General features: G+C 70.1%; 29 protein-coding genes. 16 read left to right on the top strand and 13 right to left on the bottom strand.

Annotation, left to right across the window (positions count from 1 at the left end; all coding sequences use genetic code 11):
* The first annotated feature begins 8 nt into the window (after nt 1-8).
* Nucleotides 9-248 (top strand): hypothetical protein, encoded by a 240-nt coding sequence (locus tag H976_RS0118035; protein WP_036227205.1) that lies wholly within the window; start codon nt 9-11, stop codon nt 246-248.
* 163 nt (nt 249-411) lie between these two features.
* On the opposite strand, the gene erpA is transcribed toward H976_RS0118035, so the two are convergent.
* Both erpA and H976_RS0118025 read right to left on the bottom strand, forming a co-directional pair.
* The gene (gene erpA, locus H976_RS0118030) at nt 412-774 is read right to left on the bottom strand and encodes an iron-sulfur cluster insertion protein ErpA (RefSeq protein WP_027862676.1); all 363 of its coding nucleotides are present in this window, start codon (nt 772-774) and stop codon (nt 412-414) included.
* Between the two features lie 267 nt (nt 775-1041).
* Nucleotides 1042-2136: a glycerate kinase gene (locus H976_RS0118025; RefSeq protein ID WP_027862675.1), complete on the bottom strand. Its 1095-nt coding sequence runs from the start codon at nt 2134-2136 to the stop codon at nt 1042-1044.
* 46 nt (nt 2137-2182) lie between these two features.
* Here H976_RS0118025 and H976_RS0118020 point away from each other — a divergent pair, with 46 nt between their 5' ends.
* Nucleotides 2183-3070, top strand: a complete 888-nt coding sequence (locus tag H976_RS0118020; protein WP_027862674.1) for a GNAT family N-acetyltransferase — start codon at nt 2183-2185, stop codon at nt 3068-3070.
* A 33-nt stretch (nt 3071-3103) separates the two neighbouring features.
* On the top strand, nt 3104-4279 hold the full coding sequence (nadA, locus tag H976_RS0118015) for a quinolinate synthase NadA (RefSeq protein ID WP_027862673.1): 1176 nt from the start codon (nt 3104-3106) through the stop codon (nt 4277-4279).
* 4 nt (nt 4280-4283) lie between these two features.
* On the opposite strand, the gene H976_RS0118010 is transcribed toward nadA, so the two are convergent.
* The 4 genes from H976_RS0118010 to H976_RS0117995 are packed head-to-tail and all read right to left on the bottom strand — an operon-like array spanning nt 4284 to nt 6866.
* Nucleotides 4284-4853: a hypothetical protein gene (locus tag H976_RS0118010; protein WP_027862672.1), complete on the bottom strand. Its 570-nt coding sequence runs from the start codon at nt 4851-4853 to the stop codon at nt 4284-4286.
* A gap of 2 nt (nt 4854-4855) precedes the next feature.
* Nucleotides 4856-5776 (bottom strand): zinc metalloprotease HtpX, encoded by a 921-nt coding sequence (htpX, locus tag H976_RS0118005; RefSeq protein ID WP_027862671.1) that lies wholly within the window; start codon nt 5774-5776, stop codon nt 4856-4858.
* Nucleotides 5777-5808: 32 nt separating this feature from the next.
* Nucleotides 5809-6087 carry a hypothetical protein gene (locus H976_RS0118000; protein WP_027862670.1) on the bottom strand — a complete coding sequence of 93 codons (279 nt, stop codon included), beginning with the start codon at nt 6085-6087 and terminating at the stop codon, nt 5809-5811.
* Nucleotides 6084-6866 (bottom strand): PspA/IM30 family protein, encoded by a 783-nt coding sequence (locus H976_RS0117995; RefSeq protein ID WP_027862669.1) that lies wholly within the window; start codon nt 6864-6866, stop codon nt 6084-6086. The genes H976_RS0118000 and H976_RS0117995 overlap by 4 nt, the downstream gene beginning before the upstream one ends.
* A gap of 119 nt (nt 6867-6985) precedes the next feature.
* On the opposite strand from H976_RS0117995, the gene H976_RS0117990 reads away from it, so the two are divergent.
* Nucleotides 6986-7558 (top strand): DUF3043 domain-containing protein, encoded by a 573-nt coding sequence (locus H976_RS0117990; RefSeq protein ID WP_027862668.1) that lies wholly within the window; start codon nt 6986-6988, stop codon nt 7556-7558.
* A gap of 13 nt (nt 7559-7571) precedes the next feature.
* Here H976_RS0117990 and H976_RS0117985 read toward each other — a convergent pair whose 3' ends face one another.
* Complete coding sequence (locus H976_RS0117985; protein WP_051276999.1) at nt 7572-7823, bottom strand: hypothetical protein; 252 nt, start codon at nt 7821-7823, stop codon at nt 7572-7574.
* A 26-nt stretch (nt 7824-7849) separates the two neighbouring features.
* Nucleotides 7850-8950: a glycine cleavage system aminomethyltransferase GcvT gene (gene gcvT, locus H976_RS0117980; RefSeq protein ID WP_027862666.1), complete on the bottom strand. Its 1101-nt coding sequence runs from the start codon at nt 8948-8950 to the stop codon at nt 7850-7852.
* A 66-nt stretch (nt 8951-9016) separates the two neighbouring features.
* Here gcvT and H976_RS0117975 point away from each other — a divergent pair, with 66 nt between their 5' ends.
* Nucleotides 9017-10555, top strand: a complete 1539-nt coding sequence (locus H976_RS0117975) for a leucyl aminopeptidase (RefSeq protein WP_027862665.1) — start codon at nt 9017-9019, stop codon at nt 10553-10555.
* On the opposite strand, the gene H976_RS27145 is transcribed toward H976_RS0117975, so the two are convergent.
* Nucleotides 10552-10929 (bottom strand): hypothetical protein, encoded by a 378-nt coding sequence (locus H976_RS27145; RefSeq protein WP_051276998.1) that lies wholly within the window; start codon nt 10927-10929, stop codon nt 10552-10554. The two genes, H976_RS0117975 and H976_RS27145, sit on opposite strands and share 4 nt — an antisense overlap.
* A 115-nt stretch (nt 10930-11044) precedes the next feature.
* On the opposite strand from H976_RS27145, the gene lpdA (H976_RS0117965) reads away from it, so the two are divergent.
* The 5 genes from lpdA (H976_RS0117965) (at nt 11045) to H976_RS0117945 (ending at nt 15968) form a co-directional block, all read left to right on the top strand.
* A complete protein-coding gene (gene lpdA / locus H976_RS0117965) occupies nt 11045-12436 on the top strand; it encodes a dihydrolipoyl dehydrogenase (RefSeq protein ID WP_027862664.1) in 1392 nt (463 codons plus the stop codon).
* An 82-nt stretch (nt 12437-12518) separates the two neighbouring features.
* Nucleotides 12519-14411: a 2-oxoglutarate dehydrogenase, E2 component, dihydrolipoamide succinyltransferase gene (gene sucB / locus H976_RS0117960; protein ID WP_027862663.1), complete on the top strand. Its 1893-nt coding sequence runs from the start codon at nt 12519-12521 to the stop codon at nt 14409-14411.
* Nucleotides 14411-14803, top strand: coding sequence for a rhodanese-like domain-containing protein (locus H976_RS27140; RefSeq protein WP_036227204.1), 393 nt, complete (start codon nt 14411-14413; stop codon nt 14801-14803). The genes sucB and H976_RS27140 overlap by 1 nt, the downstream gene beginning before the upstream one ends.
* A 93-nt stretch (nt 14804-14896) precedes the next feature.
* Nucleotides 14897-15289, top strand: a complete 393-nt coding sequence (locus H976_RS0117950) for a hypothetical protein (protein WP_155918485.1) — start codon at nt 14897-14899, stop codon at nt 15287-15289.
* A gap of 106 nt (nt 15290-15395) precedes the next feature.
* The gene (locus H976_RS0117945) at nt 15396-15968 is read left to right on the top strand and encodes a TIGR03086 family metal-binding protein (protein WP_027862661.1); all 573 of its coding nucleotides are present in this window, start codon (nt 15396-15398) and stop codon (nt 15966-15968) included.
* A 96-nt stretch (nt 15969-16064) separates the two neighbouring features.
* Here the strand turns inward: H976_RS0117945 and lpdA (H976_RS0117940) are convergent, their stop codons facing one another.
* A complete protein-coding gene (gene lpdA, locus H976_RS0117940; RefSeq protein WP_027862660.1) occupies nt 16065-17456 on the bottom strand; it encodes a dihydrolipoyl dehydrogenase in 1392 nt (463 codons plus the stop codon).
* Between the two features lie 77 nt (nt 17457-17533).
* Here lpdA (H976_RS0117940) and H976_RS0117935 point away from each other — a divergent pair, with 77 nt between their 5' ends.
* Nucleotides 17534-18430 carry a TIGR01777 family oxidoreductase gene (locus H976_RS0117935; RefSeq protein ID WP_027862659.1) on the top strand — a complete coding sequence of 299 codons (897 nt, stop codon included), beginning with the start codon at nt 17534-17536 and terminating at the stop codon, nt 18428-18430.
* On the opposite strand, the gene H976_RS0117930 is transcribed toward H976_RS0117935, so the two are convergent.
* Nucleotides 18414-18884, bottom strand: coding sequence for a hypothetical protein (locus tag H976_RS0117930; RefSeq protein WP_155918483.1), 471 nt, complete (start codon nt 18882-18884; stop codon nt 18414-18416). The genes H976_RS0117935 and H976_RS0117930 overlap by 17 nt on opposite strands.
* 75 nt (nt 18885-18959) lie before the next feature.
* Between H976_RS0117930 and lipB the strand changes: the two genes are divergently transcribed.
* The 3 genes from lipB (at nt 18960) to H976_RS0117915 (ending at nt 21700) form a co-directional block, all read left to right on the top strand.
* Entirely contained in the window at nt 18960-19703 is a 744-nt protein-coding gene (gene lipB, locus H976_RS0117925) for a lipoyl(octanoyl) transferase LipB (protein ID WP_051276995.1), read from the top strand.
* Nucleotides 19704-19769: 66 nt separating this feature from the next.
* Entirely contained in the window at nt 19770-20726 is a 957-nt protein-coding gene (locus tag H976_RS27135) for an ABC transporter ATP-binding protein (RefSeq protein WP_051276994.1), read from the top strand.
* Nucleotides 20726-21700, top strand: a complete 975-nt coding sequence (locus tag H976_RS0117915) for an ABC transporter permease subunit (RefSeq protein ID WP_027862656.1) — start codon at nt 20726-20728, stop codon at nt 21698-21700. Before H976_RS27135 ends, H976_RS0117915 begins: the two co-directional genes overlap by 1 nt.
* Nucleotides 21701-21703: 3 nt before the next feature.
* Here the strand turns inward: H976_RS0117915 and H976_RS0117910 are convergent, their stop codons facing one another.
* Both H976_RS0117910 and H976_RS0117905 read right to left on the bottom strand, forming a co-directional pair.
* Entirely contained in the window at nt 21704-22204 is a 501-nt protein-coding gene (locus tag H976_RS0117910) for an SRPBCC family protein (RefSeq protein WP_027862655.1), read from the bottom strand.
* Nucleotides 22201-22581 carry a helix-turn-helix transcriptional regulator gene (locus tag H976_RS0117905; protein WP_027862654.1) on the bottom strand — a complete coding sequence of 127 codons (381 nt, stop codon included), beginning with the start codon at nt 22579-22581 and terminating at the stop codon, nt 22201-22203. Before H976_RS0117905 ends, H976_RS0117910 begins: the two co-directional genes overlap by 4 nt.
* A gap of 173 nt (nt 22582-22754) precedes the next feature.
* On the opposite strand from H976_RS0117905, the gene lipA reads away from it, so the two are divergent.
* Nucleotides 22755-23675 carry a lipoyl synthase gene (gene lipA / locus H976_RS0117900; RefSeq protein ID WP_027862653.1) on the top strand — a complete coding sequence of 307 codons (921 nt, stop codon included), beginning with the start codon at nt 22755-22757 and terminating at the stop codon, nt 23673-23675.
* 103 nt (nt 23676-23778) lie between these two features.
* Nucleotides 23779-24492 (top strand): DUF4191 domain-containing protein, encoded by a 714-nt coding sequence (locus H976_RS0117895; protein ID WP_027862652.1) that lies wholly within the window; start codon nt 23779-23781, stop codon nt 24490-24492.
* Nucleotide 24493: the final 1 nt, after the last annotated feature.

Here is a 24493-nt window from a genome sequence, read left to right as displayed (position 1 = left end):
TCGTGCCCATGAGCTACGAGCGCCTCGCCTACGACGACGCCGACACCGCCGGCCAGATGCACGACGACTGCGCCGCCTGCGGATCTCACCTGCCCCTCCCCCGCCAGCGGATCGACGAAGCAGCGCTGGCCGAGCGCGCACCTTCCTTGACCTACGACGCCTACCCGCGCGACCTCGCGAAGCCCCAGATCGAGGTCAGCGAGGCGGCCGCCCACCTGGCGTCACGGCTGCACCTGCACCTGGACTGACCTGACGCAGACATGACGAGAGGCGGCACCCGATGGGTGCCGCCTCTCGTATGTCTGGGTTGTCTGTCGACTCAGCGGGTCTCGACACGCGCCTTCTGACTTCGCAAGCTCAGTCAGAGCGCTCGCTCGACCACCGTCAGCGAGTCCGCTGACGCGTCCTCGCTCAGTGGAAGGAGTCTCCGCAGGCGCACGAGCCGGTCGCGTTGGGGTTGTCGATCGTGAAGCCCTGCTTCTCGATCGAGTCCACGAAGTCGATGCTCGCGCCGTTGAGGTAGGGAACGCTCATCCGGTCGACGACCACGGCCACGCCGTCGAAGTCGGTGACCACGTCACCGTCGAGGTTCCGCTCGTCGAAGAAGAGCTGGTAGCGGAGTCCCGAGCAGCCGCCGGGCTGCACAGCGATGCGCAGCTGGAGGTCGTCGCGACCTTCCTGCTCCAACAGGCTCTTCACCTTCGACGCCGCGGTGGCGCTGAGGTTGATGCCGTCGGTGCGGATCTCCTGAGCGGTGTCGACCTGCTCGGTCATGTGGCTCTCCAGTGCTGATCGGGTACGCGTGACAACAGGTCCAATGGTCGCACACCGGCGGTTATTCCCCGTCATTCCGGCGTGCGCCGGACGCGAGAACCACTGCCCCCACCGATGCACAGGTAGTCGCCCAGCCGCCGGGCTGGTGAGTGAACGAACGTGCGTTGCGTCATACGAATGGTGGTCTTGAGCGCGCGGTTCGTATGACGCACCCACGGAGGCGAACCATCACACTCGCCTTTCCCGGTTCCGGTGCGGGTGCGGGGGTCAGCGGGACCAGGTGCGGGCGGTGCGCTCCGCGAGGTCGGCCAGGGCGTCCGCGGGTGCGCCGAGGGCGCGCTCCTCCCCCACCAGGTCGACCATCGAGTACGCCGACTCCACGCCGAGGGCTCGCATCTCCCGCGACCCGATCAGCACCTGCCCGGCCAGGGCGATGCACGGCACCAGCGACTGACCGGCCACCTCGGCCACCCCGTAGGGCACCTTCCCCGAGCGGGAGGAGAAGTCGAAGGCACCCTCGCCGGTCACCACGAGGTCCGCCTTCGCGAGGTGGTCCGCCAGCCCGACCGCGTCGGAGACGAGTCCCACGCCCGGCGTACGACGTCCGCCGAGGAGCATCAGTGCGAACCCGAGCCCGCCGGCAGCACCAGCACCCTTCTGCGCGGCCAGCTTGCGGTCGGTCAGCTCGGCGAAGTGCTGCAACCAGCCGTCGACGACCACGAGGCGCTCGTCCGGGAGTCCCTTCTGGGGTCCGTAGACCTTGGTGGCGCCGTTGATGCCGAGCAGGGGGTTGTCGACGTCGGTACCCATCACCAGGTCGACCCCGACGAACTGCTCACCCACGCGGTCGAGATCGACCGAGGTGAGGTCGGCCAGGGCGGCCGGACCCGCGTCGAGGTCACCGCCCCGGGCGGTCGCGCCGAGGGCTGCCAGCAGGCCGGCACCGCCGTCGTTGGTCGCCGAGCCACCGAGACCGACGACGATCCGGTCGACATCGGTGTCCAGCGCCTTGCGGAGCAGCTCCCCTAGCCCCCGCGTCGTCGCCCGCTCGGGAGCGCGGTCGTCCTCCGGGGTGAGGTGCAGGCCGACGGCCTGCGCGCTCTCGACGTACGCCGTCCGGTCGACGACCAGCACGGCCGCAGGTGTGGGCTCGCCGTACGGCCCGGAGACCGTCGCGGCGAGCAGGTCACCGCCCAGCGCAGTGTGCAGCACGTCCACGAACCCCGGACCACCGTCCGACATCGGCACCTGCACGAGCTCGTCATCGGGCGAGCGTCGGGCCCACCCTCGAGCCATCGCGGCCGCGGCCTCGACAGCGGTGAGGGTGCCGGCGAACTTGTCAGGAGCGAAGACGACGCGCATGCGGGCCATCCTGCCGTGTCGGGATACCTCGCTAGGGTCGGGGACCGTGACCGACGTCGTGATCCGGCCGATGCGACCAGAGGACGTGCCCGTCGCGGAGGAGCTCTCGCTCGCGGCCTACACCGACGCCGAGAGGTTCGAGCCGCCGAGCCTGGTTCCCGCCTCACCCCGCCACAGCCCGACCCGTGCCAGCAGATGGATCACGCGCACCAACCACTTGCTCGACACCGACCCCGGCGGCTGCTGGGTCGCCGAGGTCGACGGGCAGGTCGTCGGTTTCGCGGTCTCGTTCCGGCGCGACCTGCTGTGGGTGCTCGCGTCGTACGCCGTCCGATCCGGGCTGCAGGGACAGGGCATCGGGCGACCGCTGCTCGAGGCGGCACTGTCCTACTCGAGGGGCTGCCTGCGCGGCATGTTCGCGTCGAGCTCGGATCCGAAGGCCTACCGCGTCTACCGCCGGGCCGGCTTCAGCCTGCACCCCGAGCTGCACCTGGCCGGCGTGCCCGACCGCAGCGTCATCCCCGTGGTCGAGCACGTCCGCGAGGGAACACCCGCCGACTTCGACCTGATGGACTCACTCGACCGGCAACGGCGCGACGCCGCCCACGGACCCGACCATCCCCTACTGGCCTCGCTCCACCGGTTGCTGGTCATCGACCGTCCCACCGGGTCGGGCTACGTCTACCTGCACGAGTCCGGGGCACCGCAGCTGCTAGCGGCGTCCAACCGGCGTACGGCGGCCCGACTGCTCTGGGAGGCGATCGCCTCGGCCCCGGCCGGTGAACCGCTCGAGATCGCCCACGTCACGCCGGCCAACGAGTGGGCCGTCGACATCGGGCTCGAGGCGCGTCTGTCAGTGTCGACCCGCGGCTACCTGGCGCTGCGCGGTATGCAGCCACCGACGCCGTACCTCCCCCACAGCTCGCTCCTGTGAGCGCTCCTCCGCACGCGTGAAAGACTTTCGAGCATGACGACAGTCGACCTTCCCCTTCTGCCGTTGGGACTCGGCACCGACCGATCCTCCGAGCGCGGCGTGGAGTGCCCGGGAGACCTGCCGGCCGCCTCCGACCCCGACCTGGTCGAGCGGGCGCGAGTCGCCAAGGCCAGACTCGGAGAGCGGGTCTTCGTGCTCGGTCACCACTACCAGCGCGACGAGGTGATCGCCTTCGCCGACGTCACCGGTGACTCCTTCAAGCTCGCGCGCGACGCGGCCGCCCGCCCCGACGCGGAGTACATCGTCTTCTGCGGCGTGCACTTCATGGCCGAGTCGGCTGACATCCTCACCTCACCCCAGCAGAAGGTGGTGCTCCCCGACCTCGCAGCGGGTTGCTCGATGGCCGACATGGCCCGGCTCGCCCAGGTCGAGGACGCCTGGGACGCACTCGTCGACGCGGGTGTGGCCGACGACGTCGTGCCGATCACCTACATGAACTCCTCGGCCGACATCAAGGCGTTCTGCGGCAAGCACGGCGGCGCGGTGTGCACGTCCTCCAACGCCCAGGCGGCCCTCGAGTGGGCCTTCGAGCAGAAGGGCCCGGGCACCAAGGTGCTCTTCCTGCCCGACCAGCACCTCGGTCGCAACACCGCAGTCCTCGACCTCGGCCTCGGGCTGGACGACTGCGTGGTCTGGAACCCGCTGCTCAGGGGCGGTGGGCTCGCGCCCGAGCGCCTCGGGGAGGCCCGGATGATCCTGTGGAAGGGACACTGCTCGGTGCACGGACGGTTCTCCGAGACGGTGGTCGACGAGCTGCGGGCCACCATCCCCGGCGTACAGATCCTGGTGCACCCGGAGTGCCGTCACGAGGTGGTCACCAAGGCCGACCTGGTGGGATCGACGGAGTTCATCATGAAGACCGTCGAGGCGGCACCTGCGGGCTCGAAGTGGGCCATCGGTACCGAGCTCAACCTCGTCAAGCGCCTGGCTGACGCCCACCCCGAGCAGGAGATCGTGTTCCTCGACCGGACCGTCTGCTACTGCTCGACGATGAACCGGATCGACCTCCCCCACCTGGTGTGGGCGCTCGAGTCGCTCGCCGACGGGCAGGTCGTGAACGTGATCGAGGTCGACGAGGACACCGAGCACTGGGCCAAGGTCGCGCTCCAACGGATGCTCGACCTGCCGGGGCGCTCACACCGCGACTGAGCGCTCAGCTGTCCTGGATGCCCCAGATCGGCATCCAGCGCGAGGTGTCCTCCTCGATCGGCAGGTCACCACCGAGCGAGTCGCGGACCTGACGCTCCATCAGCGTGTCCCGGCTGGTCGGGCCGGTCGGGCAGAACGGGTAGAAGGTGCCCTGCTTGTAGAGGTAGACCACGAACACCGGGGGGCCGGCGTCGGCGCGGAAGCCGACCGTCGAGCAGAGCAGTCCCGAGCCGAAGCCCTGCACCTCGAGCGAGGAGTTCACGGCGTGCAGGTCGGTGACCAGGGCACCGACGTCGGGCGGGTCGGTGCGGATGGTGAGCCAGGTGTAGCCGTACTCGTCGACCCGGCTCTCGGTGTGCGGGCCGCCGTCGACCGACACGAGGTCGGAGGCCTCCTGCTGGGTGAGGGTGGCGGCACGACCTTCCGCGGCCCGGAAGCACACGGCGCCGCTCCCGACGGGGTGCAGCCCGAGGGAGGCCTCGAGGGTCAGTGCCGCGGACGGGACGGCGAAGAGGGCGTCGAGCTTGGCCGGGCGAGGCGCCGAATGGCCCCGGAGCACGTCCCAGAGACCCACGATCAGCGCGTCTGGCCGAGGTTGGCGGCGATCTTGGCCAGCTGGTCGAGGCGCTGCTCGAGCGGGGGGTGGGTGGCGCTGAGGGTGCCGAGCGTCAGGCCGCGGATGGCGGGCGCGATGAACAGGGCGTTCATCGGCTGGGCGGCGCGCAGGTCGCGCTCGGGCACGGCGTTCATCTGGCCGCTCACCTTGGTCAGGGCGTTCGCCAGCGCGTTGGGCTTCTGGGTGAGGTAGGCGCCCGCGCGGTCGGCGGCGAGCTCGCGGTAGCGGGACAGCAGGCGCAGCAGCAGGAAGCTGATGGCGTAGACGACCAGGCTGATCACGAGCACGGCCACGACGCCGATCGCGCCGCCGCCGTTGTTGTCGTTGTTGCGCGAGCGCCCCATGCCGAGCATCCCGAACTGGGCACCCCGCGTGACCATCCCCGCGACGATGCCGGCTGAGGCGGCGACGGTCATCACGAGCACGTCGCGATGGGCGACGTGGGAGAGCTCGTGGGCCAGCACGCCCTCGAGCTCCTCTGCGGTGAGGGTCTGCAGGATGCCGGTGGTCACGCAGACCGCGGAGTGGCTCGGCGACCGGCCGGTGGCGAAGGCGTTGGGCAGTGGCGTGTCGGCGATGGCGACCCGCGGCTTGGGCATGTCGGCCATCGCGCAGAGCCGGTCGATCATGCCGTGCAGCTCCGGGGCCTGCTCGGGGGTGACCTCGCGGGCGTTCATGGCGCGCAGCGCGGCGCGATCGGAGTTCCACCACTGGTAGAACGCGATGCCGATGCCGGCCAGACCGATGATGACCGCCCAACCGGGGGGCGCGACGTACATCAGGCCGACGACGACTGCCACAAAGGCAGCGCCGAGGAGGAACATCACCGTGGTCATCCGGACGGTGAGTCCCGTGTCGGGGAGGAAGCGAGTACGTGCCATGACTGGAGAACGCTCGGGGGCGTCCGGGAGTTTCAGCCGGGGATGAGGCCGTCGTCACTGAGGAGGTCGCGCACCTCGGCGATGGTGGCGTCGGCCGGCGGCAGGATCAGGTCGGAGTCCTCGAGGGAGTCCGCGGCGAGCGGCTGGCCGCTGCGGCGTACGCCGTCGAGAAGTGCTGCCAGCGCAGTGCCGAATGCCTCCTCGTCGCCGGCCGCGACAGCGTCCTCGACCTTGGCGTCGAGCGCGTTGAGGGCGTCGAGCTGGTCGTCGGCCAGCTCCAGCTGACCCTCGCCGAGGATGCGGACGATCACGACTGCTGCTCCCGCTTGGACTCGAGCTCCGTGGGCGCGGCCGGGGCGGCGGCGCCTTCCTCGGCCGAGTCGATGGCTGCGGGTGCGCTGCCCTTGAGGGCGGCGAGCTCGGCCTCGACATCGGCCTGGGAGCTCATCGACTCCAGCTCGCGGGTGATGTCGTCGCCCTGGTTGATCGAGCTGGCGTCGTCGAGAGCGCCGGAGGCGATCAGCTCGTCGATGGCACCGGCCCGGGCCTGCATCTGCGCGGTCTTGTCCTCGGCACGCTGCACCGCCATGCCGACGTCGCCCATCTCCTCGGAGATCCCGGAGAAGGCCTCGTTGATGCGGGTCTGCGCCTCGGCGGCGGTGTAGGTCGCCTTGATGGTCTCCTTGCGCGTCCGGAACGCGTCGACCTTGGCCTGGAGCCGTTGGGAGGCGAGGGTGAGCTTCTCCTCCTCGCCCTGCAGCTGGGCGTGCTGGGCCTCGAGGTCGCTGATCTGGCTGGTGACCCCCGACTTGCGGGTCAGCGCCTCGCGAGCGAGGTCCTCGCGGCCCATCGAGATCGCCTTCTGGGCCTGGTCGGTGAGCTTCTGGGACTGGGTCTTGAGCTGGTTGACCTGGAGCTCGACGCGCTTGCGGCTGGTGGCCACGTCGGCGACCCCTCGACGGACCTTCGTCAGCATCTCCATCTGACGCTGGTAGCTGTAGTCGAGGGTCTCGCGCGGGTCCTCGGCCTTGTCGAGAGCCTTGTTGGCCTTCGCCCGGAAGATCAGGCTGATCCGCTTCATCATGCTCATGGCCCACAACCTACCCAACGAGGCCCAGTCGAACGAGAGGCGAACGGGCTCGGGGAGGTCATCTCCCACAGGTAGGGTGACCATCCCCGACACATCCGCCTCGCCCCCCAGAAGGACCCGTGTTCCGCCGTACCAAGACCGAGAGCCCATCGCCCGACACCTCCGAGAAGGGGCCCGGCGCCAAGGGCCGGCCGACGCCGACCCGCAAGGAGGCGGAGGCCGCAGCCCGCCAGCGGGCCAAGGCGGGGATGGACAAGAAGACGGCGCAGAAGGTGCTCCGCGAGCGCCGCACCGAGACCAACGCCAAGGTGCGCGAGGGCATGAAGACCGGTGACGAGCGCTACCTGCCCGCCCGCGACAAGGGTCCGGTGAAGCGGTTCATCCGCAACTTCGTCGACGCCCGCCTGTCGATCGCGGAGTTCCTGCTCCCCCTGCTGGTCGTGATCATGGCCATGCAGTACTCCGGGAACGCCAAGCTGATCCAGCTCGGGAGCGCGGTGATGACCACGACGATCCTGGTGGTCGCGGTCGACACGGTCTGGCTGCTCTTCCGCATGAAGCGCGCGCTCCGGGCCAAGTTCCCCGACGAGTCGCTCAAGGGCGTCAACTTCTACACGGTGATGCGAGTCCTGCAGCTGCGGTTCATGCGGATGCCGAAGCCCCAGGTGAAGATCGGCGGCGCACCGCGCTGAGCTGGCGCGTCGCTCAGCCGGCCTCGAGCGACATCGGGCCGTAGACCTCGCGGTCGCCCTCGAACAGGGTGACCGCCGAGACGCCGCCGTCGGCGAGGTCCGGGTAGGCCTCCCCCAGCCAGGACTCGGCGTCGCTGCGCGTCGGGAACTCGGTGCGCTCCCCGGTGACCACCCGGCCGTCGGCGTCGAGCAGCTGCCACCACCACGGGACCTGGTCCGGCCTGCGGGGGGAGGCGCCGAAGGCCGGCTCGGGAGTGTTGGTCATCGTGCTGCCTCTCGTCGAAGATCGGGTCAGGACTCGCGCACGTCGGTGTCGACGAACGGTGGCGGGGTGACGACGAAGACCTCGGGCCGCCCCCGGACGTCGACCAGCACCTCCGCGCCCACCTGGATCTGGGAGTTGACCAGGGCCAGGGCGACACCCTTGCGCAGGGTTGGCGAGAACGTACCCGAGGTGACGTGACCGACGGGGAGATCGTCGGCGAGCTTGACCGTCATCTGGGGACGGGCGATCCCGCGGCCCTGGGCCACCAGGCCACGCAACGTCACGCGGACCCCGGCCTCCTTCTCGGCGACCAGCGCCTCCTTGCCCCAGAAGTCGGGCTTCGACCAGCCGACGGCCCAGCCGAGCCGGGCCTGGTTGGGCGTGACGTCGAGGCTGATGTCCTGGCCGTGCAGCGGGTACCCCATCTCGGTGCGCAGGGTGTCCCGGGCCCCGAGCCCGCACGGGAGCATGTCGTGCTGCTCCCCAGCCGCGAGCAGCGCGTCCCACAGCTGCGGCGCCACCGTGTTGGCGGCGACCAGCTCGTAGCCGCGCTCGCCGGTGTAGCCGGTACGGCACACCACGACGTCCTCCCCGTCGAAGGGCGTCACCTCGAAGGACATGTAGCCGTGGCCGGTCGGGAGGTCGAGCGCCGCGAGCACCTCGTCGGACCTGGGCCCCTGCACGGCGAGGACGGCGTGGGACTCGTGCTGGTCGGTGATCGTGACGCCCTCGGGCGCCCCCGCCTCGAGGCGTCGACGGACCTCGGCGGTGTTGGCGGCGTTGGGCACGAGCAGGACGTGGTCGTCGTCGTGCAGGTAGGCGATCAGGTCGTCGACCACACCACCGGTGGTGGCGTCGCAGGCCAGCGTGTATTGCGCCCGACCGGGGCCGATGCGCCCGAGGTCGTTGCTCAGGCACCCGTTCAGGTACGCCGCGGCACCGGGTCCGCGCACGTCGAGCTTGCCGAGGTGGCTGACGTCGAAGATGCCGACGGCATTGCGGACGGCCGCGTGCTCCTTGAGTACGCCGGTGGGGTACTCCAGCGGCATCTCCCAGCCGCCGAACTCGGCGAACTTCGCCCCCAGGGCAGCGTGCCGGTCGTGGAGGGGCGACTGCTTCGGGGACATGCACCGCAAGTTACCGCAGCGACACCGCCCGTTCGGCTGGGGTTCAACGATCTAGCATGGCCCACCGTGACGACGTACACCCTCCGCAAGGGCAGCCCCGCGAAGACCCGCACCGACCTCGTCGTGATCGGTGTCGCCAAGACCTCCAAGGGAGATCTGGTCGCCTGCCCGGGAGCCGAGGACGTCGCCTCGGAGTACGGCCGCAAGTTCAAGCCGATGCTCAGCTCGATGGGCTTCAAGGGCGACACCGGTGAGGTGCTGCGGGTGCCGACCGGCGGTGCGATCAAGGCCGGACAGCTGCTCGTCGTCGGCCTCGGCCAACGCGAATCCCTCACCGTCGAGCGGGTACGCCGCGCCGCTGGTGTGGCCGCGCGCAACGTCGGCAACGCCGCCTCGGTGGCGCTCGCCCTCCCCGCCCAGGACGCCGAGCACGTGCGTGCGGTCGCCGACGGGTTCCTGCTCGGCAGCTACTCCTTCAAGCGCTACAAGTCGCGCTCGGACGAGACCGCTGTCGCCGATGTCTCGATCCTCAGCGACGCCGCCCGTCGGCAGGACGCCATCGCGGCCCTGGACGCGGCGCAGGCGGTCGCCGACGTCGTCCGTCAGGCTCGCGACTGGGTGAACACTCCGCCCAACGACCTGACTCCCGAGCTGTTCGCCGACGGCGTGCTGGCCTTCGCCAAGAAGCGTGCGGGGCGCTCGAAGCCCAAGGTCGAGATCGAGGTGCTCGGCCCCGACGAGCTGGCCGAGCTCGGCTGCGGCGGCATCCTGGGCGTCGGCCTCGGCTCGGCCAACCCGCCACGCCTGGTGAAGCTGACCTGGGCCCCGGAGGACGCGCGCGCCAAGGTGGCCTTCGTCGGCAAGGGCATCACCTACGACTCCGGCGGGCTCACCATCAAGCCCGGCAGCTCCATGGCGACGATGAAGTACGACATGGGCGGTGCCGCCGCCGTGATCGCCGCGACCTTCGCGATCGCCGCCTTGGAGCTCCCGGTCTCGGTCACGACCTACGCGCCGATGGCCGAGAACATGGTCTCGGGCTCCGCGATGCGACCGGGCGACGTGCTCACCATGTTCAACGGCAAGACGGTCGAGGTCACCAACACCGACGCCGAGGGCCGGCTGATCCTGGCCGACGCGATCGCGATGGCGGCCGAGGACTCCCCCGACGCGATCATCGACGTGGCGACCCTGACCGGCCCCTGCATCGTCGCCCTGGGCGAGAAGGTCGCGGGGATCTTCGGGGACGACGAGACCACGGCCGCCGTCGCCGCGGCCGCCGAGACCAGCGGCGAGATGCTGTGGCGGCTGCCGATCCCCGACGAGACCCGGGAGGCCGTACGCACCGAGAGCAAGGTCGCCGACGTGCTCCAGCACAACTGGGTGCGCTGGGGCTCCGCGCTCTTCGCTGCCGCCTTCCTCGAGGAGTTCATCGGGGGTCGGCCCTGGGCGCACCTCGACATCGCCGGCCCGGCGTGGAACACCGGTGGACCGTGGGGACACGTGCCGTCCGGGGCGACCGGCTACAGCATCTCCACGCTGGTGGAGTACGTCGCCGCGCTCGCAGCCGGCGACGACGAGCCTGCTGAGGACGTCGAGAGCTAGGAGCCCGAGCCGCCGTCGAGGTCGCGGTCGAGCTGCTGCTTGAGCCGTTCCTTCTGCGCGCGGTTCCAGGCGCGCATCCGGTCGGGGATGCCGACCAGCCCTGCGTCGTACGACGGCACGCCGTTGCGGTTGGCGAAGTCGTGGGCCCACTTCTCCGAGGGCACCCGACGCCGGGTCCACTCACCGTCGTGGGCGACGAGCAGCAAGGTGACATCGGTGATCGTCGTTCGCGGCTCGACGAATCCCTCGACCCCGCGGCGGGAGCGGATGAACTCGAGCAGGTGCTGCTGGTCGGCGTTGTCCGAACCACGCACGATCGCGCCCGTGGACCCCGTGCCGTGGCCACGTCGGCGGAACCGGTCCAGCAATCCCATGGCCACCAGTGTGCTGCATCGGGGGTCGAGTCTCATGCGAACGCGACGTCTTGTCGGGCCGCGTCGGGCGGGGTGATTGGATGAAGGTCGTCAGTTCGAGGGAGTGGAGGCAGACGTGCCGGAGGGCTCAGGCGGAGACAACCAGTTCGACGTCGTGATCCTGGGAGCAGGGTCCGGGGGCTATGCCTGTGCGCTGCGTGCGGCCCAGCTGGGGCTCAGCGTTGCGCTGGTCGAGAAGGACAAGGTCGGCGGCACCTGCCTGCACGTCGGCTGCATCCCGACCAAGGCGCTGCTGCACGCCGCCGAGGTCGCCGACGCTGCCCGTGAGTCCGAGAAGTTCGGGGTGCAGGCGACCCTCGACGGCATCGACATGGCGGGCGTGAACTCCTACAAGGACGGCGTGGTGAGCCGCCTCTACAAGGGGCTCACCGGGCTCGTCAAAGGACGCGGGATCACCGTGGTCGAGGGCAGTGGCAAGCTCACCGGACCTCGCACGGTCGAGGTCGACGGCACGTCGTACGTCGGCAAGGCGGTCGTGCTCGCGTCGGGGTCCTACTCGCGCACCCTCCCCGGACTCGAGATCGACGGCACGCGGGTGCTCACCTCCGAGCAGGCGCTGCGCCTCGACTCGGTGCCACGGTCGGTGATCGTCCTCGGCGGCGGTGTCATCGGCTGCGAGTTCGCGAGTGTGTGGCGCTCGTTCGGGGCCGAGGTCACCATCATCGAGGCTCTCCCCCACCTGGTCCCGGCCGAGGACGAGCACTCCTCCAAGACGCTCGAGCGTGCCTTCCGCAAGCGCAAGATCGCCTTCGCCACCGGCACCCGCTTCGAGGCGGTCAAGAGCACCGACGACGGGGTCACCGTGACCGTCGAGGGCGGCAAGACGTTCGAGGCCGACCTGCTCCTGGTGGCCGTCGGGCGGGGACCGACCACCGACGGGCTCGGCTACGAGGAGCAGGGCGTGGCCATGGAGCGGGGCTTCGTCACCGCGGACGAACGCTGCCGCACCAGCGTCGAGGGGGTCTACGCGGTCGGCGACATCGTGCCGGGGCTCCAGCTCGCGCACCGCGGGTTCCAGCAGGGCGTCTTCGTGGCCGAGGAGATCGCCGGGCTCTCCCCCGCTCCCATCGACGAGACCGGCATCCCGCGCGTGACCTACAGCGACCCGGAGGTCGCCTCCGTCGGGCTCACCGAGGCCCAGGCGCGGGAGCTCCATGGCGACTCCGTCGAGACGCTCACCTACGACCTCGCCGGCAACGGCAAGAGCCAGATCCTGGCCACTGCGGGCTTCGTGAAGCTGGTGCGCGTCACCGACGGTCCCGTGGTCGGCGTACACATGGTCGGCGCGCGCGTCGGGGAGCTCATCGGCGAGGCCCAGCTGATCTGCAACTGGGACGCCTACCCCGAGGACGTCGCCTCCCTGGTGCACGCGCACCCCACCCAGAACGAAGCCCTCGGCGAGGCGCACCTCGCACTGGCCGGGAAGCCGTTGCACGCCCACTCATGACCTGCTGGACTCTGGGTAGCCTCGAAGCGGACCCCAGGGACTGATCCGAGATCGAACCGAGAACGACGAGCGAAGGAAGCCGATGTCGACACCCGTGAACCTCCCCGCACTGGGCGAGTCCGTCACCGAAGGCACCATCACCCGCTGGCTGAAGTCCGTGGGCGACACCGTCGAGGTCGACGAACCCCTGCTCGAGGTCTCCACCGACAAGGTCGACACCGAGATCCCCTCGCCGGTCGCCGGCACCCTGCTGGAGATCAAGGCCGAGGAGGACGAGACCGTCGAGGTCGGCGCCGAGCTCGCGATCATCGGCGACGAGGGCGAGGGCGGCGGTTCTGACTCCGGCTCCGACTCGGCCGAGGACGACTCCTCCGACGACCCCTCAGACGAGGAAGCGACCGACGAAGCCGACGAGGCCGAGGAGTCGGACGACTCCGAGGACGCGACCGACGACTCCGATGACTCGGATGAGTCCGACGACTCCGAAGACTCCGACTCCTCCGACGAGGGCGACGAGTCGATGGCGGACGAGGAGGAGGAGCAGAAGCCGGCCGAGCCCAAGAAGAGCGGCGGAGGCGGTGGCGGTACGCCCGTCACCCTGCCCGCGCTCGGCGAGTCGGTCACCGAGGGCACCATCACCCGCTGGCTGAAGTCGGTCGGTGACACCGTCGAGGTCGACGAGCCCCTGCTCGAGGTCTCCACCGACAAGGTCGACACCGAGATCCCCTCGCCGGTGGCCGGCACCCTCCAGGAGATCAAGGTCGAGGAGGACGAGACCGTCGAGGTCGGCGCCGAGCTCGCGATCATCGGCGACGGCTCCGGTTCCTCGGACTCCTCGGACTCCTCGGACTCCTCGGACTCCTCGGACTCCTCGGACGACGAGCCGGAGGAGAAGGACGAGCCCGAGGCCAAGGAGGAGCCCGAGGCCAAGGAGGAGCCCGAGCCGGAGGCCGAGGAGGAGCCGGAGCCCGAGAAGGCCGAGGAGAAGCCAGCCGAGGAGAAGCCGGCCGAGAAGTCGACCCCGTCCGAGTCCGCCAGCACGTCGGGGTCGTCCGGAGAGGGCGGCAGCTACGTCACCCCCCTGGTCCGCAAGATGGCGGCCGAGCACGGCGTCGACCTGTCCAGCATCGAGGGCACCGGTGTCGGTGGCCGGATTCGCAAGCAGGACGTCCTCGCGGCCGCTGAGTCCGCCAAGTCCGCCAGCGAGCCGGCCGCTCCTGCGGCCGCGGAGAAGCCGTCGGCACCGGCTGCCGCCGCGAGCCCGTTGCGGGGCAAGACCGAGCCGTTGAGCCGGTTGCGCAAGGTGATCGCCAAGCGGATGGTCGAGTCGCTGCAGACCTCGGCCCAGCTGACCCAGGTCGTCGAGGTCGACGTCACGAAGATCGCTCGCCTGCGCGACAGCGTGAAGGCCGACTTCCTGGCCCGGGAGGGCGTCAAGCTCTCCTACCTGCCGTTCTTCGCGAAGGCCACGATCGACGCCCTGAAGACCCACCCGGCGCTGAACGCGACCCTCGACCTCGAGGCGGGCGAGGTCACCTACCACGACAGCGAGAACATCGCCTTCGCCGTCGACACCGAGAAGGGCCTGCTGACCCCGGTGGTGAAGGAGGCCGGAGACCTCTCGATCGCCGGGCTCGCCAAGAAGATCGCCGACGTCGCCGAGCGCACCCGCACCAACAAGATCGGGCCGGACGACCTGTCGGGCGGCACCTTCACGATCACCAACCTCGGCAGCGTCGGCGCCCTCTGGGACACCCCGATCATCAACAAGCCGCAGGTCGCGATCCTGGGACCGGGCACGGTGGTGAAGCGCGCGGTGGTCATCGACGACGCCAACCTCGGCGAGACCATCGCCGTACGCCACATGGTCTACCTCGCACTGACCTACGACCACCAGCTGGTGGACGGCGCCGACGCCGGCCGGTTCCTCTCCGACGTGAAGGCTCGGTTGGAGGCCGGCAACTTCGACGTGTGATGTCCGACGCCGACCCAGCCCCTGCCATCGATCGGCTGCTCGCCGAGGCGCGTGCATGCCTCGAGCGGGTGGCCGCCGAGGACCTCGAGCGCGAGCAGGCGGCGGGGGCGCTGGTCGTCGACATCAGGCCGGTCGAGCAGCGCAGCCGCGACGGCGAGCTGGCGGGTGCGCTCGTCGTACCCCGCAACGTGCTCGAGTGGCGGCTGGACCCGACCTCGCCGCACCGGCTGCCGGAAGCGACGTCCGGACGGCGCGTGGTCGTGGTCTGCGACGAGGGCTACGCCTCCAGCCTGGCCGCGGCCACCCTGCAGCAGCTGGGCCACCCCGACGCGACGGACCTCGCCGGAGGGTTCCAGGCGATGCTGGAGCTGCATAACCGCGCCGGTGACTGACGTCGTCGCCCGCCTGCCCCTGGTCTGGTCCCGCGCGACTCTCTGTCCGCAAAGGCCCAATTTCGGGCGGTCTGTCGGGGCAGAATGCGCACCATGTCGCTGATGCAATCGGCACGCTACGTGCGCCGACCGAACGCGTCGATTCCCCAGGTGGTTCTCGGCTCGCTCGTCTCCCTGTGGGGACTGTTCACCATCCTGTTCGCCTCCCTCACGGCGTACGCCGAGGTCTTCGCAGGCCCGGGTGCGGTCACCCGGCAGCAGTACGACGATCTCGGTCGCCCCTACACCGGCTGGTCGGAGGTCTGGCACACCTTCGGACCCCTGCTCTGGGCGGTGTACGCCGCCGGCCTGCTGCTCGTGCTCGCCCGGATGTGGCACACCATCCTGACCAAGCCGCCTCGCGCCGGCTGGATGTACCTGCCGTTCGTGCTGGCGGTGTGCGCCGTCTTCTGGGTCCTCAACCTGGACCGGTTCCTGACGGGCTAGGTCGGCGGCGACCCCCTTGCTGCACCTGACAGCGGCCGGGCCCGCACCTGGCGACCTGCTCGACCCGGGGCCGATCAGTCGACGGCCGTACGGCAGTCTCCCTTGCATGACGCCAGCTGAAGAGTTCCGTGAGATCGGTGGCCGTTTCGGCGAGGTCGTGGACGCGGTGCGACCCGACCAGTGGGATGACCCCACGCCAGTACCTGAGTGGAGGGCGCGCGACGTCGTCGACCACCTGATCGCGTGGTTCCCCGCCCTGACGCACGACCTGGATGTGGCATTCACGGTCGGCCCTCCGACCGAGACGGACCCGGCTGAGGCCTGGCGGACCTTTGCCGAAGGTGTGATCTCGCTGCTCGAGGACCCCACCGCCGCTGCGCTCGTGCCCACCAACCCGAACTTCGGTGGAATCCCGCTCGACCAGGCGGTTTCTCGGTTCTTCACCGCCGACGTGTTCCACCACACCTGGGACCTGGCCACGGCCACCGGACAAGTGCCGGCACTCGACCCACAGCGATGCGAGTCGATGCTCGCCGGGATGGAGCCCATCGATCAGCTGCTGCGGGACAGCGGGCAGTACGGACCTCGCGTCGAGGTACCGGAGGACGCCGACGCCGAGTCGCGACTGGTCGCGTTCCTGGGCCGCGACCCCTATTGGGCACCGCCTCCCCGGACCTAGCGTCAGTGCGCGAGCCGCAGACGAGTCATACGAACCGTGCGCTCGAGACCACCATTCGTATGACGCAAGCAGCCTCTGCGCAGCTCGCCAGGGGTGTCACATGTGGATCATGTGACCGGCGATGCCCTCGATGGCTTCCTTGACGGCCTCGGAGAGCGTCGGGTGCGCGAAGACGTTGCGTGCGACCTCGTCGGCAGTGAGGTCCCACTTCTGCGCCAGCGTCAGGGCCGGCAGCAGCTCGGTCACGTCGGGGCCGATGAGGTGGGCGCCGATGATCTCGTTGTACTTCGCGTCGGCCACGATCTTCACGAAGCCGGCCGTCTCGCCGAGTCCCTTGGCCTTGCCGTTGGCCGAGAACGGGAACTTGGCCACCTTGACGTCGTAGCCCTTTTCCTTGGCCTGGGCCTCGGAGTAGCCGAAGGAGGCGATCTGGGGCTGGCAGTACGTCGCCCGCGGGATCATGTCGAAGTCGATCTCGATGGTGTCGTGGTCGGCAATCGTCTCGGCGCAAACGATGCCCATCGCCTCGGCCGTGTGGGCCAGCATCAGCTTGCCGGTGACGTCGCCGATCGCCCAGACGCCGTCGACGTTGGTACGGCCGCGCTCGTCGACCGCGATGGCGCCGCGGTCGGTGGTCTTCACGCCGGTCTTGTCGAGCCCGTAGCCCTCGAGGCGCGGCGCGAACCCGATCGCCTGGAGCACCTTGTCGGTCTCGATGACCTCTTCCTTGCCGTCCTTGCTGACGGTCACCTTGACCTTGTCGCCCGTGTCCTCGATCTTCTCGACCTTGGTCTTGAGCAGCACCTTCACGCCGAGGTTCTTGTAGTGCTTGGCCAGCTCCTTGGAGACCTCGGCGTCCTCGGTCGGCACCATCCGGTCGAGGAACTCCACGATGGTCACGTCGACGCCGAAGTTGGCCATCACGTAGGCGAACTCGACCCCGATCGCGCCCGAGCCGGCGATCACGATCGAGCCGGGCAGCTGGTCGCTGAGGATCTGCTCCTCGTAGGTCACCACGTTGTCGGACAGCTCGGTGCCGGGCACCAGTCGGGTCGTTGCACCGGTGCTGATGATGATGTGGTCGCCGGTGACGGTGCGGGTCTTGCCGTCGTTGAGCTTCACCTCGATGGTCTTGGCATCGGTGAAGGTGCCCCAGCCGTCGATCTCCTCGATCTTGTTCTTCTTCATCAGGAAGTGGACGCCCTTGACGATGGAGTCCGACACCTCGCGGCTGCGGGCGTGGGTCGGCTTGAAGTCCATGGTGGCGTCGCCGGTGATCCCGAACTTGTCCTTCTCGTGCTCGAGGATGTGCGCGAGCTCGGCGTTGCGCAGCAGTGCCTTGGACGGGATGCAGCCCACGTTGAGGCAGACCCCACCCCAGTACTGCTTCTCGATCACGCCCACCTTGAGGCCGAGCTGCGAGGCGCGGATGGCGGCGACGTACCCACCGGGGCCCGCACCGAGGACGACGACATCGAAATCACTCACGGGAACGAGCCTATTCCTCGGCACCAGCCCCGGGGCAACGGGTGCGGCCGTTCCCGGACGCGTGCGACGGTGGGGGCATGCGCTACCTCATCGCCGGGTCGACCGGCTTCCTCGGGACCCGGCTGACCGAGCGGCTCACCGTCCTCGGCCACGACGTCACCCGGCTGGTACGCCGACCACCGGGATCGGGCGAGGTGAGGTGGGACCCGTACACCGCTCCCCTGGGCCACGAAGTCGTCGAGGACCACGACGTCGTGGTCAACCTGGCCGGCAGCCCGACCCTGGGCAACCCGCACTCGAAGAAGTGGGCCAAGACCCTCAAGGACAGCCGGGTGACCACGACCCGGGTGCTGGCGGAGGCCATCGCCCAGAGCAGCAGCAAGCCGGTGTTCCTGGCCGGTAATGCGGTGGCGATCTACGGCGACCACGGGGACGAGCCGATCACCGAGGCCACCCATCCCCGCTCCGACACGCTGCTGGCCGGGGTCACCCGGGCCTGGCAGGCCGCCACCCAGCCGGCCCGCCACGCCGGTGGCCGGGTGTGCATCCTGCGCACCTCGCCGGTCTACGACCGCCGCGGACAACCGCTCGGCGCGCTCCGGCTCCAGTTCACGGCCGGGCTCGGTGGCCGCCTCGGCAACGGTCGGCAGTACGTCCCGATGATGTCGACCCGCGACTGGGTCGACGCCGTGATCCACGTCGCCGAGACCGACTCGGTGTCGGGCCCTGTCAACCTCTCCTGTGAGCGGGTGCCGACCAACGCCCAGCTCACCTCCGAGCTCGCCCGTCAGGTGCACCGGCCGGCGTTCCTGCACGTTCCGGCGCCGGCGATCCGAGTCGCCGCCGGGCCGATGGCCCCGGAGGCACTGGGGTCGGTCAGGGTGGTGCCGCAGGTCCTGCTCGACAGCGGGTTCACGTTCAGCGACCCCGACGTGTCAGCCGTGCTGCGCGAGGGGCTCAGCCCGAGCCGCTGACGCCGACGACCCGCCACTCTCCCGCGACCCGGGCGAGCACGATGCGGCGTACGACGGGACGGGTGGTGGGCAGCGGCACCGTGCTGTCCGGGGTCACCACCTCGCCTCCCGCGACCCGGTCGAGGATGCGGACGACCAGCCGGTCGGGCGTGGCCCGCAGCACCCGCAGGCCGAACACCTGCGTCACGATGCGTCGTACGACGAACCCGCGCGCCGTGTAGGAGCGGAGCAGCCGCACGTCGGTCCGCGCGGCACTCGACTGCCGGACGTAGAGCGCTGCGAGTGCGCGTTCGTCGGAGCCGGCCCAGGCCCGCGACCGGCGCTCGTCCCACGCGTGCAGCACGGCGAGGGCGTGCCGCACCTGGCCACCGTGCTCACGCGACGGGTCGGCCACTGCTGCCGAGACAGGCAGCACCACGAGGCTCACGGCCACCAGCACGGCGAACAGGCGCATCCCCCCACCCTGCCGTCGATCGGGCCGGGTCACGTCGTTGTCCACAGGCAACCTGTGACGGGTTAGCCTCGAGACGTGAACGGACTGGTCTTCGAGGTGCTCTCCGACGGCCCCACCGACTATCTCGCGGCCTGGGAGCGCCAACGTGCGGTCCACGCCGGGGTCGTCGACGGCGGGCCGGGCCGGGTCCTGCTGCTCGAGCACTCTCCCGTCTACACCGCCGGCAAGCGCACCGAGCCGCACGAGCGTCCGAGCGACGGCACCCCGGTGATCGAGGTCGACCGCGGCGGCAAGATCACCTTCCACGGGCCCGGCCAGCTGGTCGGCTACCCGATCGTGCGGCTGCCCGACCACGTGCTCGTGGTCGACTACGTACGCCGTCTCGAGGAGGCGTTGATCGCCGTGTGCCGCGACCTCGGCGTCAGCACCGCGCGCGTCCCGGGTCGCAGCGGGGTCTGGCTGCAGGCCGACCCGGTCACCGGGCGACCCGAGCGCAAGATCGCGGCGATCGGCATCCGGGTGAGCCGTGGGGTGACCATGCACGGCTTCGCGCTGAACTGCGACGTCGACCTCTCCTGGTACGAGCGCTTCGTGCCCTGCGGGATCGCCGATGCCGGTGTGACCACCCTCTCCGAGGAGCTCGGTCGCGACGTGACGGTGGCCGAGGTGCTCCCCCTGGTCGAGCAGCACCTGGCCGACCTGCTGGCGTGGGCGCCGTACGAACCGACCCCTGACTACGAGCCGCGTCCAGAACCTGGACGTCGCGCCGCCGGGGCTGCTGGGGACCTGCGTGTCCCCGTGCTCAATCCGCGGGCCTGACCCCCGCTTGCGCCATGCTGGAGACCGGCCGAGACCGGTCAGCCGGAAGGGTGTGTCGACCAAGCCATGAACGACCTCGTGATCGAGACGAAGGGTCTCCGCAAGGTCTACCGATCGGGCGGCCGACGCACGGTGGCGGTCGACGGTCTCGACCTCAGCGTCCCCGCCGGCGGGGTGCACGGCTTCCTCGGTCCCAACGGCTCCGGGAAGACGACCACCATCAAGATGCTGCTCGGGCTGACCCGGCCCAGCCGCGGCGAGATGCGGCTCTTCGGACTGCAGGTCCCGGCCCAGCTCCCCCAGGTCATCGACCGCGTCGGCGCCATCGTCGAGGAGCCGCGGTTCACTCCCACGTTCTCGGGCCGCAAGAACCTCAGCCTGCTCGCGCGCTCCATCGGCGTACCCCGCAGCACGGTCGACGAGGTGCTCCAGCAGGCCGGACTGGCCGACCGCGCCAAGGAGAGGTACGGCGCCTACTCGCTCGGCATGAAGCAGCGGCTCGCCATCGCCGCCGCCCTGCTCAAGAACCCCGACCTGCTGATCCTCGACGAGCCGACCAACGGCCTCGACCCGGCCGGCATCCGTGGGATCCGCGACCTCATCCGTGACCTCGGCGAGTCCGGAGTCACGGTGCTGCTCAGCTCGCACATCCTCGCGGAGGTCCAGCAGGTGTGCCACTCGGTCTCCATCGTGGGCGAGGGACGGCTGCTGGCGAGCGGACGGGTCGAGGACCTCCTCGGCGAGAGCGTCTCGCGCACCCGCGTCGGCGTGACGGACCCGCAGGGCGCGCGCCACTTCCTGGAAGCGGCCGGCTACACCGTCTCGCGGGAGGGTGACGTGCTCGTCGTCGAGGGACACGAGAACCCCGCGGAGATCACCAAGCTGCTGGCCGGCAAGGGCGTCTACGTCTCTGAGCTCTCGGCCATCCGGCCCACGCTGGAGACGTTCTTCCTCAAGCTCACCGGTCGCGCGCGTCCCGAACCGACGCCCCCGAGCGACCCGGCCGACGAGGAGGCGTCCTGATGCGCCTGCTCGCCGTCGAGCTCAACCGGTTCCGCTCACGACGGGCGATCGCGCTGCTCGTGCTCGCCGCGGCCCTGCTGGCCGTGGTCCTCGCGGGAGTGACCGCCTGGAACACCCGCCCGCTCAGCCAGGAGGACCGCACCGACGCCCAGGCCCAGGCCGCGCTCGAGGGAGAGAAGCCGGAGCTCCTGCAGGAGGTGCTCGCCTGCAAGGCAGCTCCGCGGGACTTCCTCGGACCGACCGCCACGGCCGACCAGTGCCAGGACGCGCTCGTGCCCGGTCCCGAGGCGTACTACCCGCGTGACGCGCTCAGCTTGCGGCAGGCACTGTCCACCTCCGGGCTCGGCCTGTCACTGGCCGTTGTCGTGATCAGCCTGATGCTGATCGCGGGCTGCACCTTCGTCGGTGCCGACTGGACGTCCGGCTCGCTGACCAACCAGCTGCTGTTCGTGCCGCGTCGCGCGCGCGTCTGGCTGGCCAAGGCCGGGGCCGTGACGTTGAGCGCCGGAGTGGTGGCACTGGTGACGATCTCGGCCTTCTGGCTGATCCTGGGGCTGGTCGCCCAGGCGCGCGGCATCTCGGTCCCGTCCAGCGACGTGACCCACGTGGTGTGGCACGTGCTGCGCGCCACCGTGCTGGCGATGGGTGCAGCCCTCGGGGGCTTCGCGCTGACCATGATCTTCCGGCACACCGTCGCCACGCTGGCGCTGTTGTTCGTCTACAGCATCGGCGGCGAGATCATCGTCAACCTGTTGCCGTTCGACGGAGCCGGTCGCTGGTCGGTCGGCAACAACGCGCTCGGCTGGCTGGCCCCGCGCTACCACTACTTCGACGCCAGCATCCAGTGCACGCCGGGCGAGCGCTGCAGCTCGACCCAGATGATGACCCACCTCGAGTCAGGCACCTTCCTGGGCATCCTGCTGGTGATCGCGGTCGCCGTCTCGCTGCTCTGGTTCAACCGTCGCGACGTGTGAGCCTCAGCGGGCCTGGTTGCGGTAGTGCTCGACCATCGCCGGGTAGTAGTCGCGGTCCCAGTCGATCTCTGCGACATCACGGCCTGACTCGGCCGCGGCCAGCCGGTCGAGGTAGTACTCCCACCCCGGCCCGATGCTCTCCGCCGCCGACGGGTCGATGCCCGGCTGGCTGAAGGTCAGGGTCGTGACTCCGTCGTGCTCCTCGAGCACGAGGTCGAGGAGCCACCGCTCCTCCCCGACGTGCGAGGTCACCCGCAGCACGCGGGGCGGATCGCACTCGCGGATCTCCATCTCCCCCGGCTCGGTCGCACCCTCGGCGGTCATCAGGAAGGCAACCCGACCGGACGCCGGGTCGCCCGTGAAGGTGCCGATCCAGCGCGCGAGACGCTCGGACTCGGTCACCGACGCCCAGACGTCCTCGATCGGTGCCCGGAACTCCCGAGTGATGGTCAGGATGCTGCCGTCGCCGTCCGTGCTGATCCGGCCCGTGGGCTCGGTGCTCATGCGGTCTCCTCGTGCTCGTCCGGGACTGCGGGGCTGCGGACGGCGCGACGCCGCTCGCGCGTCGTACGACGGACCTCGGTGTCGAGGGCGTCCAGCGTGGGGGTGGAGAGTCGCGGGCCCTCGGCCGGGGGCGTCAGCTCCGCGACCAGGCGGGTCACGGGTGCGAGGGCCCGGGGGGCGAGACGGTAGTGCCGTTCGCGGCCGTGATCGGCAGCGGTCACGAGCCCGGCCTCGGCCAGCAGTCGCAGGTGCTTGCTCACCGCCGGCCGCGAGATGGGCAGCATCGCAGCCAGGTCGACCACCCGGGCCGGACCGGCGGCCATCGACCTGAGCAGGGAGCGGCGCACCGGGTCGGCCAGGGCGGCGAAGACGTCCACCCGAAAATGGTAACCAGTCGGTTACCAGTTGGCAATCGCGGGCGAGGCTGCCGGTTCGGGATCGGATGGTGCTGCGACGTACAGTGGCACGCGTGACTCAAGCGCCTGAACAAGCCGCCGCACCCTCCACCGCGGGGCCAGCAGCACACTCGGCAGCACCCGAGGGACGCAAGCTGCTGCGCCTCGAGGCCCGCAACGCCGAGACCCCGATCGAGCGCAAGCCCGAATGGATCAAGACGCGCGCCCGGATGGGCCCGGAGTACCAGCACCTGCAGAGCCTGGTGAAGTCCGAGGGCCTGCACACCGTGTGCCAGGAGGCCGGCTGCCCGAACATCTTCGAGTGCTGGGAGGACCGCGAGGCGACCTTCCTCATCGGCGGCGACCAGTGCACCCGACGCTGCGACTTCTGCCAGATCGACACCGGCAAGCCGCAGCCGCTGGACCGCGACGAGCCGCGGCGCGTGGCGGAGTCGGTGCAGAAGATGGAGCTGCGCTACGCGACCATCACCGGCGTCGCCCGTGACGACCTGCCCGACGGTGGCGCCTGGCTGTACGCCGAGACGGTGCGCGCGATCCACCAGCTGAACCCGGGCACCGGCGTGGAGAACCTCATCCCCGACTTCAACGGCGACCCCGACCTGCTGCGCGAGGTCTTCGAGAGCCGTCCGGAGGTGCTGGCCCACAACGTCGAGACGGTGCCGCGGATCTTCAAGCGGATCCGGCCGGCCTTCCGCTACGACCGCTCGCTCGACGTGATCACCCAGGCCCGTGACTTCGGGCTGGTCACCAAGTCCAACCTGATCCTCGGCATGGGTGAGACCCGCGAGGAGGTCCACCAGGCCCTGGTCGACCTGCACGCGGCCGGCACCGAGCTGATCACGATCACCCAGTACCTCCGCCCGTCGGTACGGCACCACCCCGTCGAGCGCTGGGTCAAGCCCGAGGAGTTCGTCGAGCTGGCGGCCGAGGCCGAGGAGGTCGGGTTCGCCGGTGTGCTCAGCGGGCCGCTCGTGCGTTCGTCGTACCGCGCGGGGCGGCTGTACAAGCAGGCGATCGAGGCCCGCGAGAGCGCCGACGCGTCCCAGGCCTCCTGAGACACCCGCCTAGACTGGGTCTCGACTGATCGCTCGCTGCGCTCGCTGCTCGACCACCTGAAGAACGCAGCCTCACCCCTCGAACCACGAAGGCACCACATCCATGGCGAGAAAGCCCAAGGCTCCGAAGGACCCCAACAAGGTGGGTCGGATCAAGCAGATCCGCCAGAGCTACACCATGACCAAGCAGTCCGATCCGAAGATCGGGCTGATCCTGCTGGGCACCTTCGTGCTCGCGGCCCTGGCCGGCTTCGCGCTGATGCTGCTGGTCTTCCGCGGCGGCAGCCTCGTCTTCCCGATCGTGTTCGGCGTGCTGACCGGCACGCTGGCGGTGCTGATCATCTTCGGCCGTCGAGCCCAGAGCTCGGCCCTGCGCCAGATCGAGGGCAAGCCCGGCGCTGCCGCTGCCGCCCTCGGCATGCTCAAGCGTGGGTGGAAGACCGAGCCGGCCATCGCCGTCACCAAGCAGCAGGACGTCGTCACGCGGGTCGTGGGTCCGCCCGGCATCGTGCTGATCGGCGAGGGCAACCCCAACCGGCTGCGTCCGCTGCTCACCTCCGAACGCCGCAAGCACGAGCGGGTCGCCAGCGAGACACCGATCCACGAGGTGCTGGTCGGCAACGACCCCGGTCAGGTCCCGCTGCGCAAGCTGACCAAGCACGTCACCAAGCTCGGCCGCGAGATCAAGCCGGCCCAGATGACCGACGTGCTGCAGCGGATCAAGGCGCTGGACGCCAACAGATCCGCCATCCCGATGCCGAAGGGACCCGTGCCGACGTCGATGAAGGGAATGCGCGGTAATCTGCGCGGGCGCTGAT

Source organism: Marmoricola sp. URHB0036, from assembly GCF_000426045.1.
In the GTDB taxonomy this organism is placed as follows: Bacteria; Actinomycetota; Actinomycetes; order Propionibacteriales; family Nocardioidaceae; genus Marmoricola.
Note: the sequence above shows the minus strand (reverse complement) of the source record. Positions and strands in the feature narration are given on the sequence as shown.

Coding starts and splice junctions, on each gene's coding strand:
- H976_RS0118035 (WP_036227205.1), top strand. CDS start 9: ATGAGCTACGAGCGCCTCGCCTACGACGACGCCGACACCGCCGGCCAG.
- erpA (WP_027862676.1), bottom strand. CDS start 774: ATGACCGAGCAGGTCGACACCGCTCAGGAGATCCGCACCGACGGCATC.
- H976_RS0118025 (WP_027862675.1), bottom strand. CDS start 2,136: ATGCGCGTCGTCTTCGCTCCTGACAAGTTCGCCGGCACCCTCACCGCT.
- nadA (WP_027862673.1), top strand. CDS start 3,104: ATGACGACAGTCGACCTTCCCCTTCTGCCGTTGGGACTCGGCACCGAC.
- htpX (WP_027862671.1), bottom strand. CDS start 5,776: ATGGCACGTACTCGCTTCCTCCCCGACACGGGACTCACCGTCCGGATG.
- H976_RS0117995 (WP_027862669.1), bottom strand. CDS start 6,866: ATGAGCATGATGAAGCGGATCAGCCTGATCTTCCGGGCGAAGGCCAAC.
- H976_RS0117985 (WP_051276999.1), bottom strand. CDS start 7,823: ATGACCAACACTCCCGAGCCGGCCTTCGGCGCCTCCCCCCGCAGGCCG.
- gcvT (WP_027862666.1), bottom strand. CDS start 8,950: ATGTCCCCGAAGCAGTCGCCCCTCCACGACCGGCACGCTGCCCTGGGG.
- H976_RS27145 (WP_051276998.1), bottom strand. CDS start 10,929: ATGGGATTGCTGGACCGGTTCCGCCGACGTGGCCACGGCACGGGGTCC.
- sucB (WP_027862663.1), top strand. CDS start 12,519: ATGTCGACACCCGTGAACCTCCCCGCACTGGGCGAGTCCGTCACCGAA.
- H976_RS27140 (WP_036227204.1), top strand. CDS start 14,411: ATGTCCGACGCCGACCCAGCCCCTGCCATCGATCGGCTGCTCGCCGAG.
- H976_RS0117950 (WP_155918485.1), top strand. CDS start 14,897: ATGTCGCTGATGCAATCGGCACGCTACGTGCGCCGACCGAACGCGTCG.
- H976_RS0117945 (WP_027862661.1), top strand. CDS start 15,396: ATGACGCCAGCTGAAGAGTTCCGTGAGATCGGTGGCCGTTTCGGCGAG.
- H976_RS0117935 (WP_027862659.1), top strand. CDS start 17,534: ATGCGCTACCTCATCGCCGGGTCGACCGGCTTCCTCGGGACCCGGCTG.
- H976_RS0117930 (WP_155918483.1), bottom strand. CDS start 18,884: ATGCGCCTGTTCGCCGTGCTGGTGGCCGTGAGCCTCGTGGTGCTGCCT.
- H976_RS27135 (WP_051276994.1), top strand. CDS start 19,770: ATGAACGACCTCGTGATCGAGACGAAGGGTCTCCGCAAGGTCTACCGA.
- H976_RS0117915 (WP_027862656.1), top strand. CDS start 20,726: ATGCGCCTGCTCGCCGTCGAGCTCAACCGGTTCCGCTCACGACGGGCG.
- H976_RS0117910 (WP_027862655.1), bottom strand. CDS start 22,204: ATGAGCACCGAGCCCACGGGCCGGATCAGCACGGACGGCGACGGCAGC.
- H976_RS0117895 (WP_027862652.1), top strand. CDS start 23,779: ATGGCGAGAAAGCCCAAGGCTCCGAAGGACCCCAACAAGGTGGGTCGG.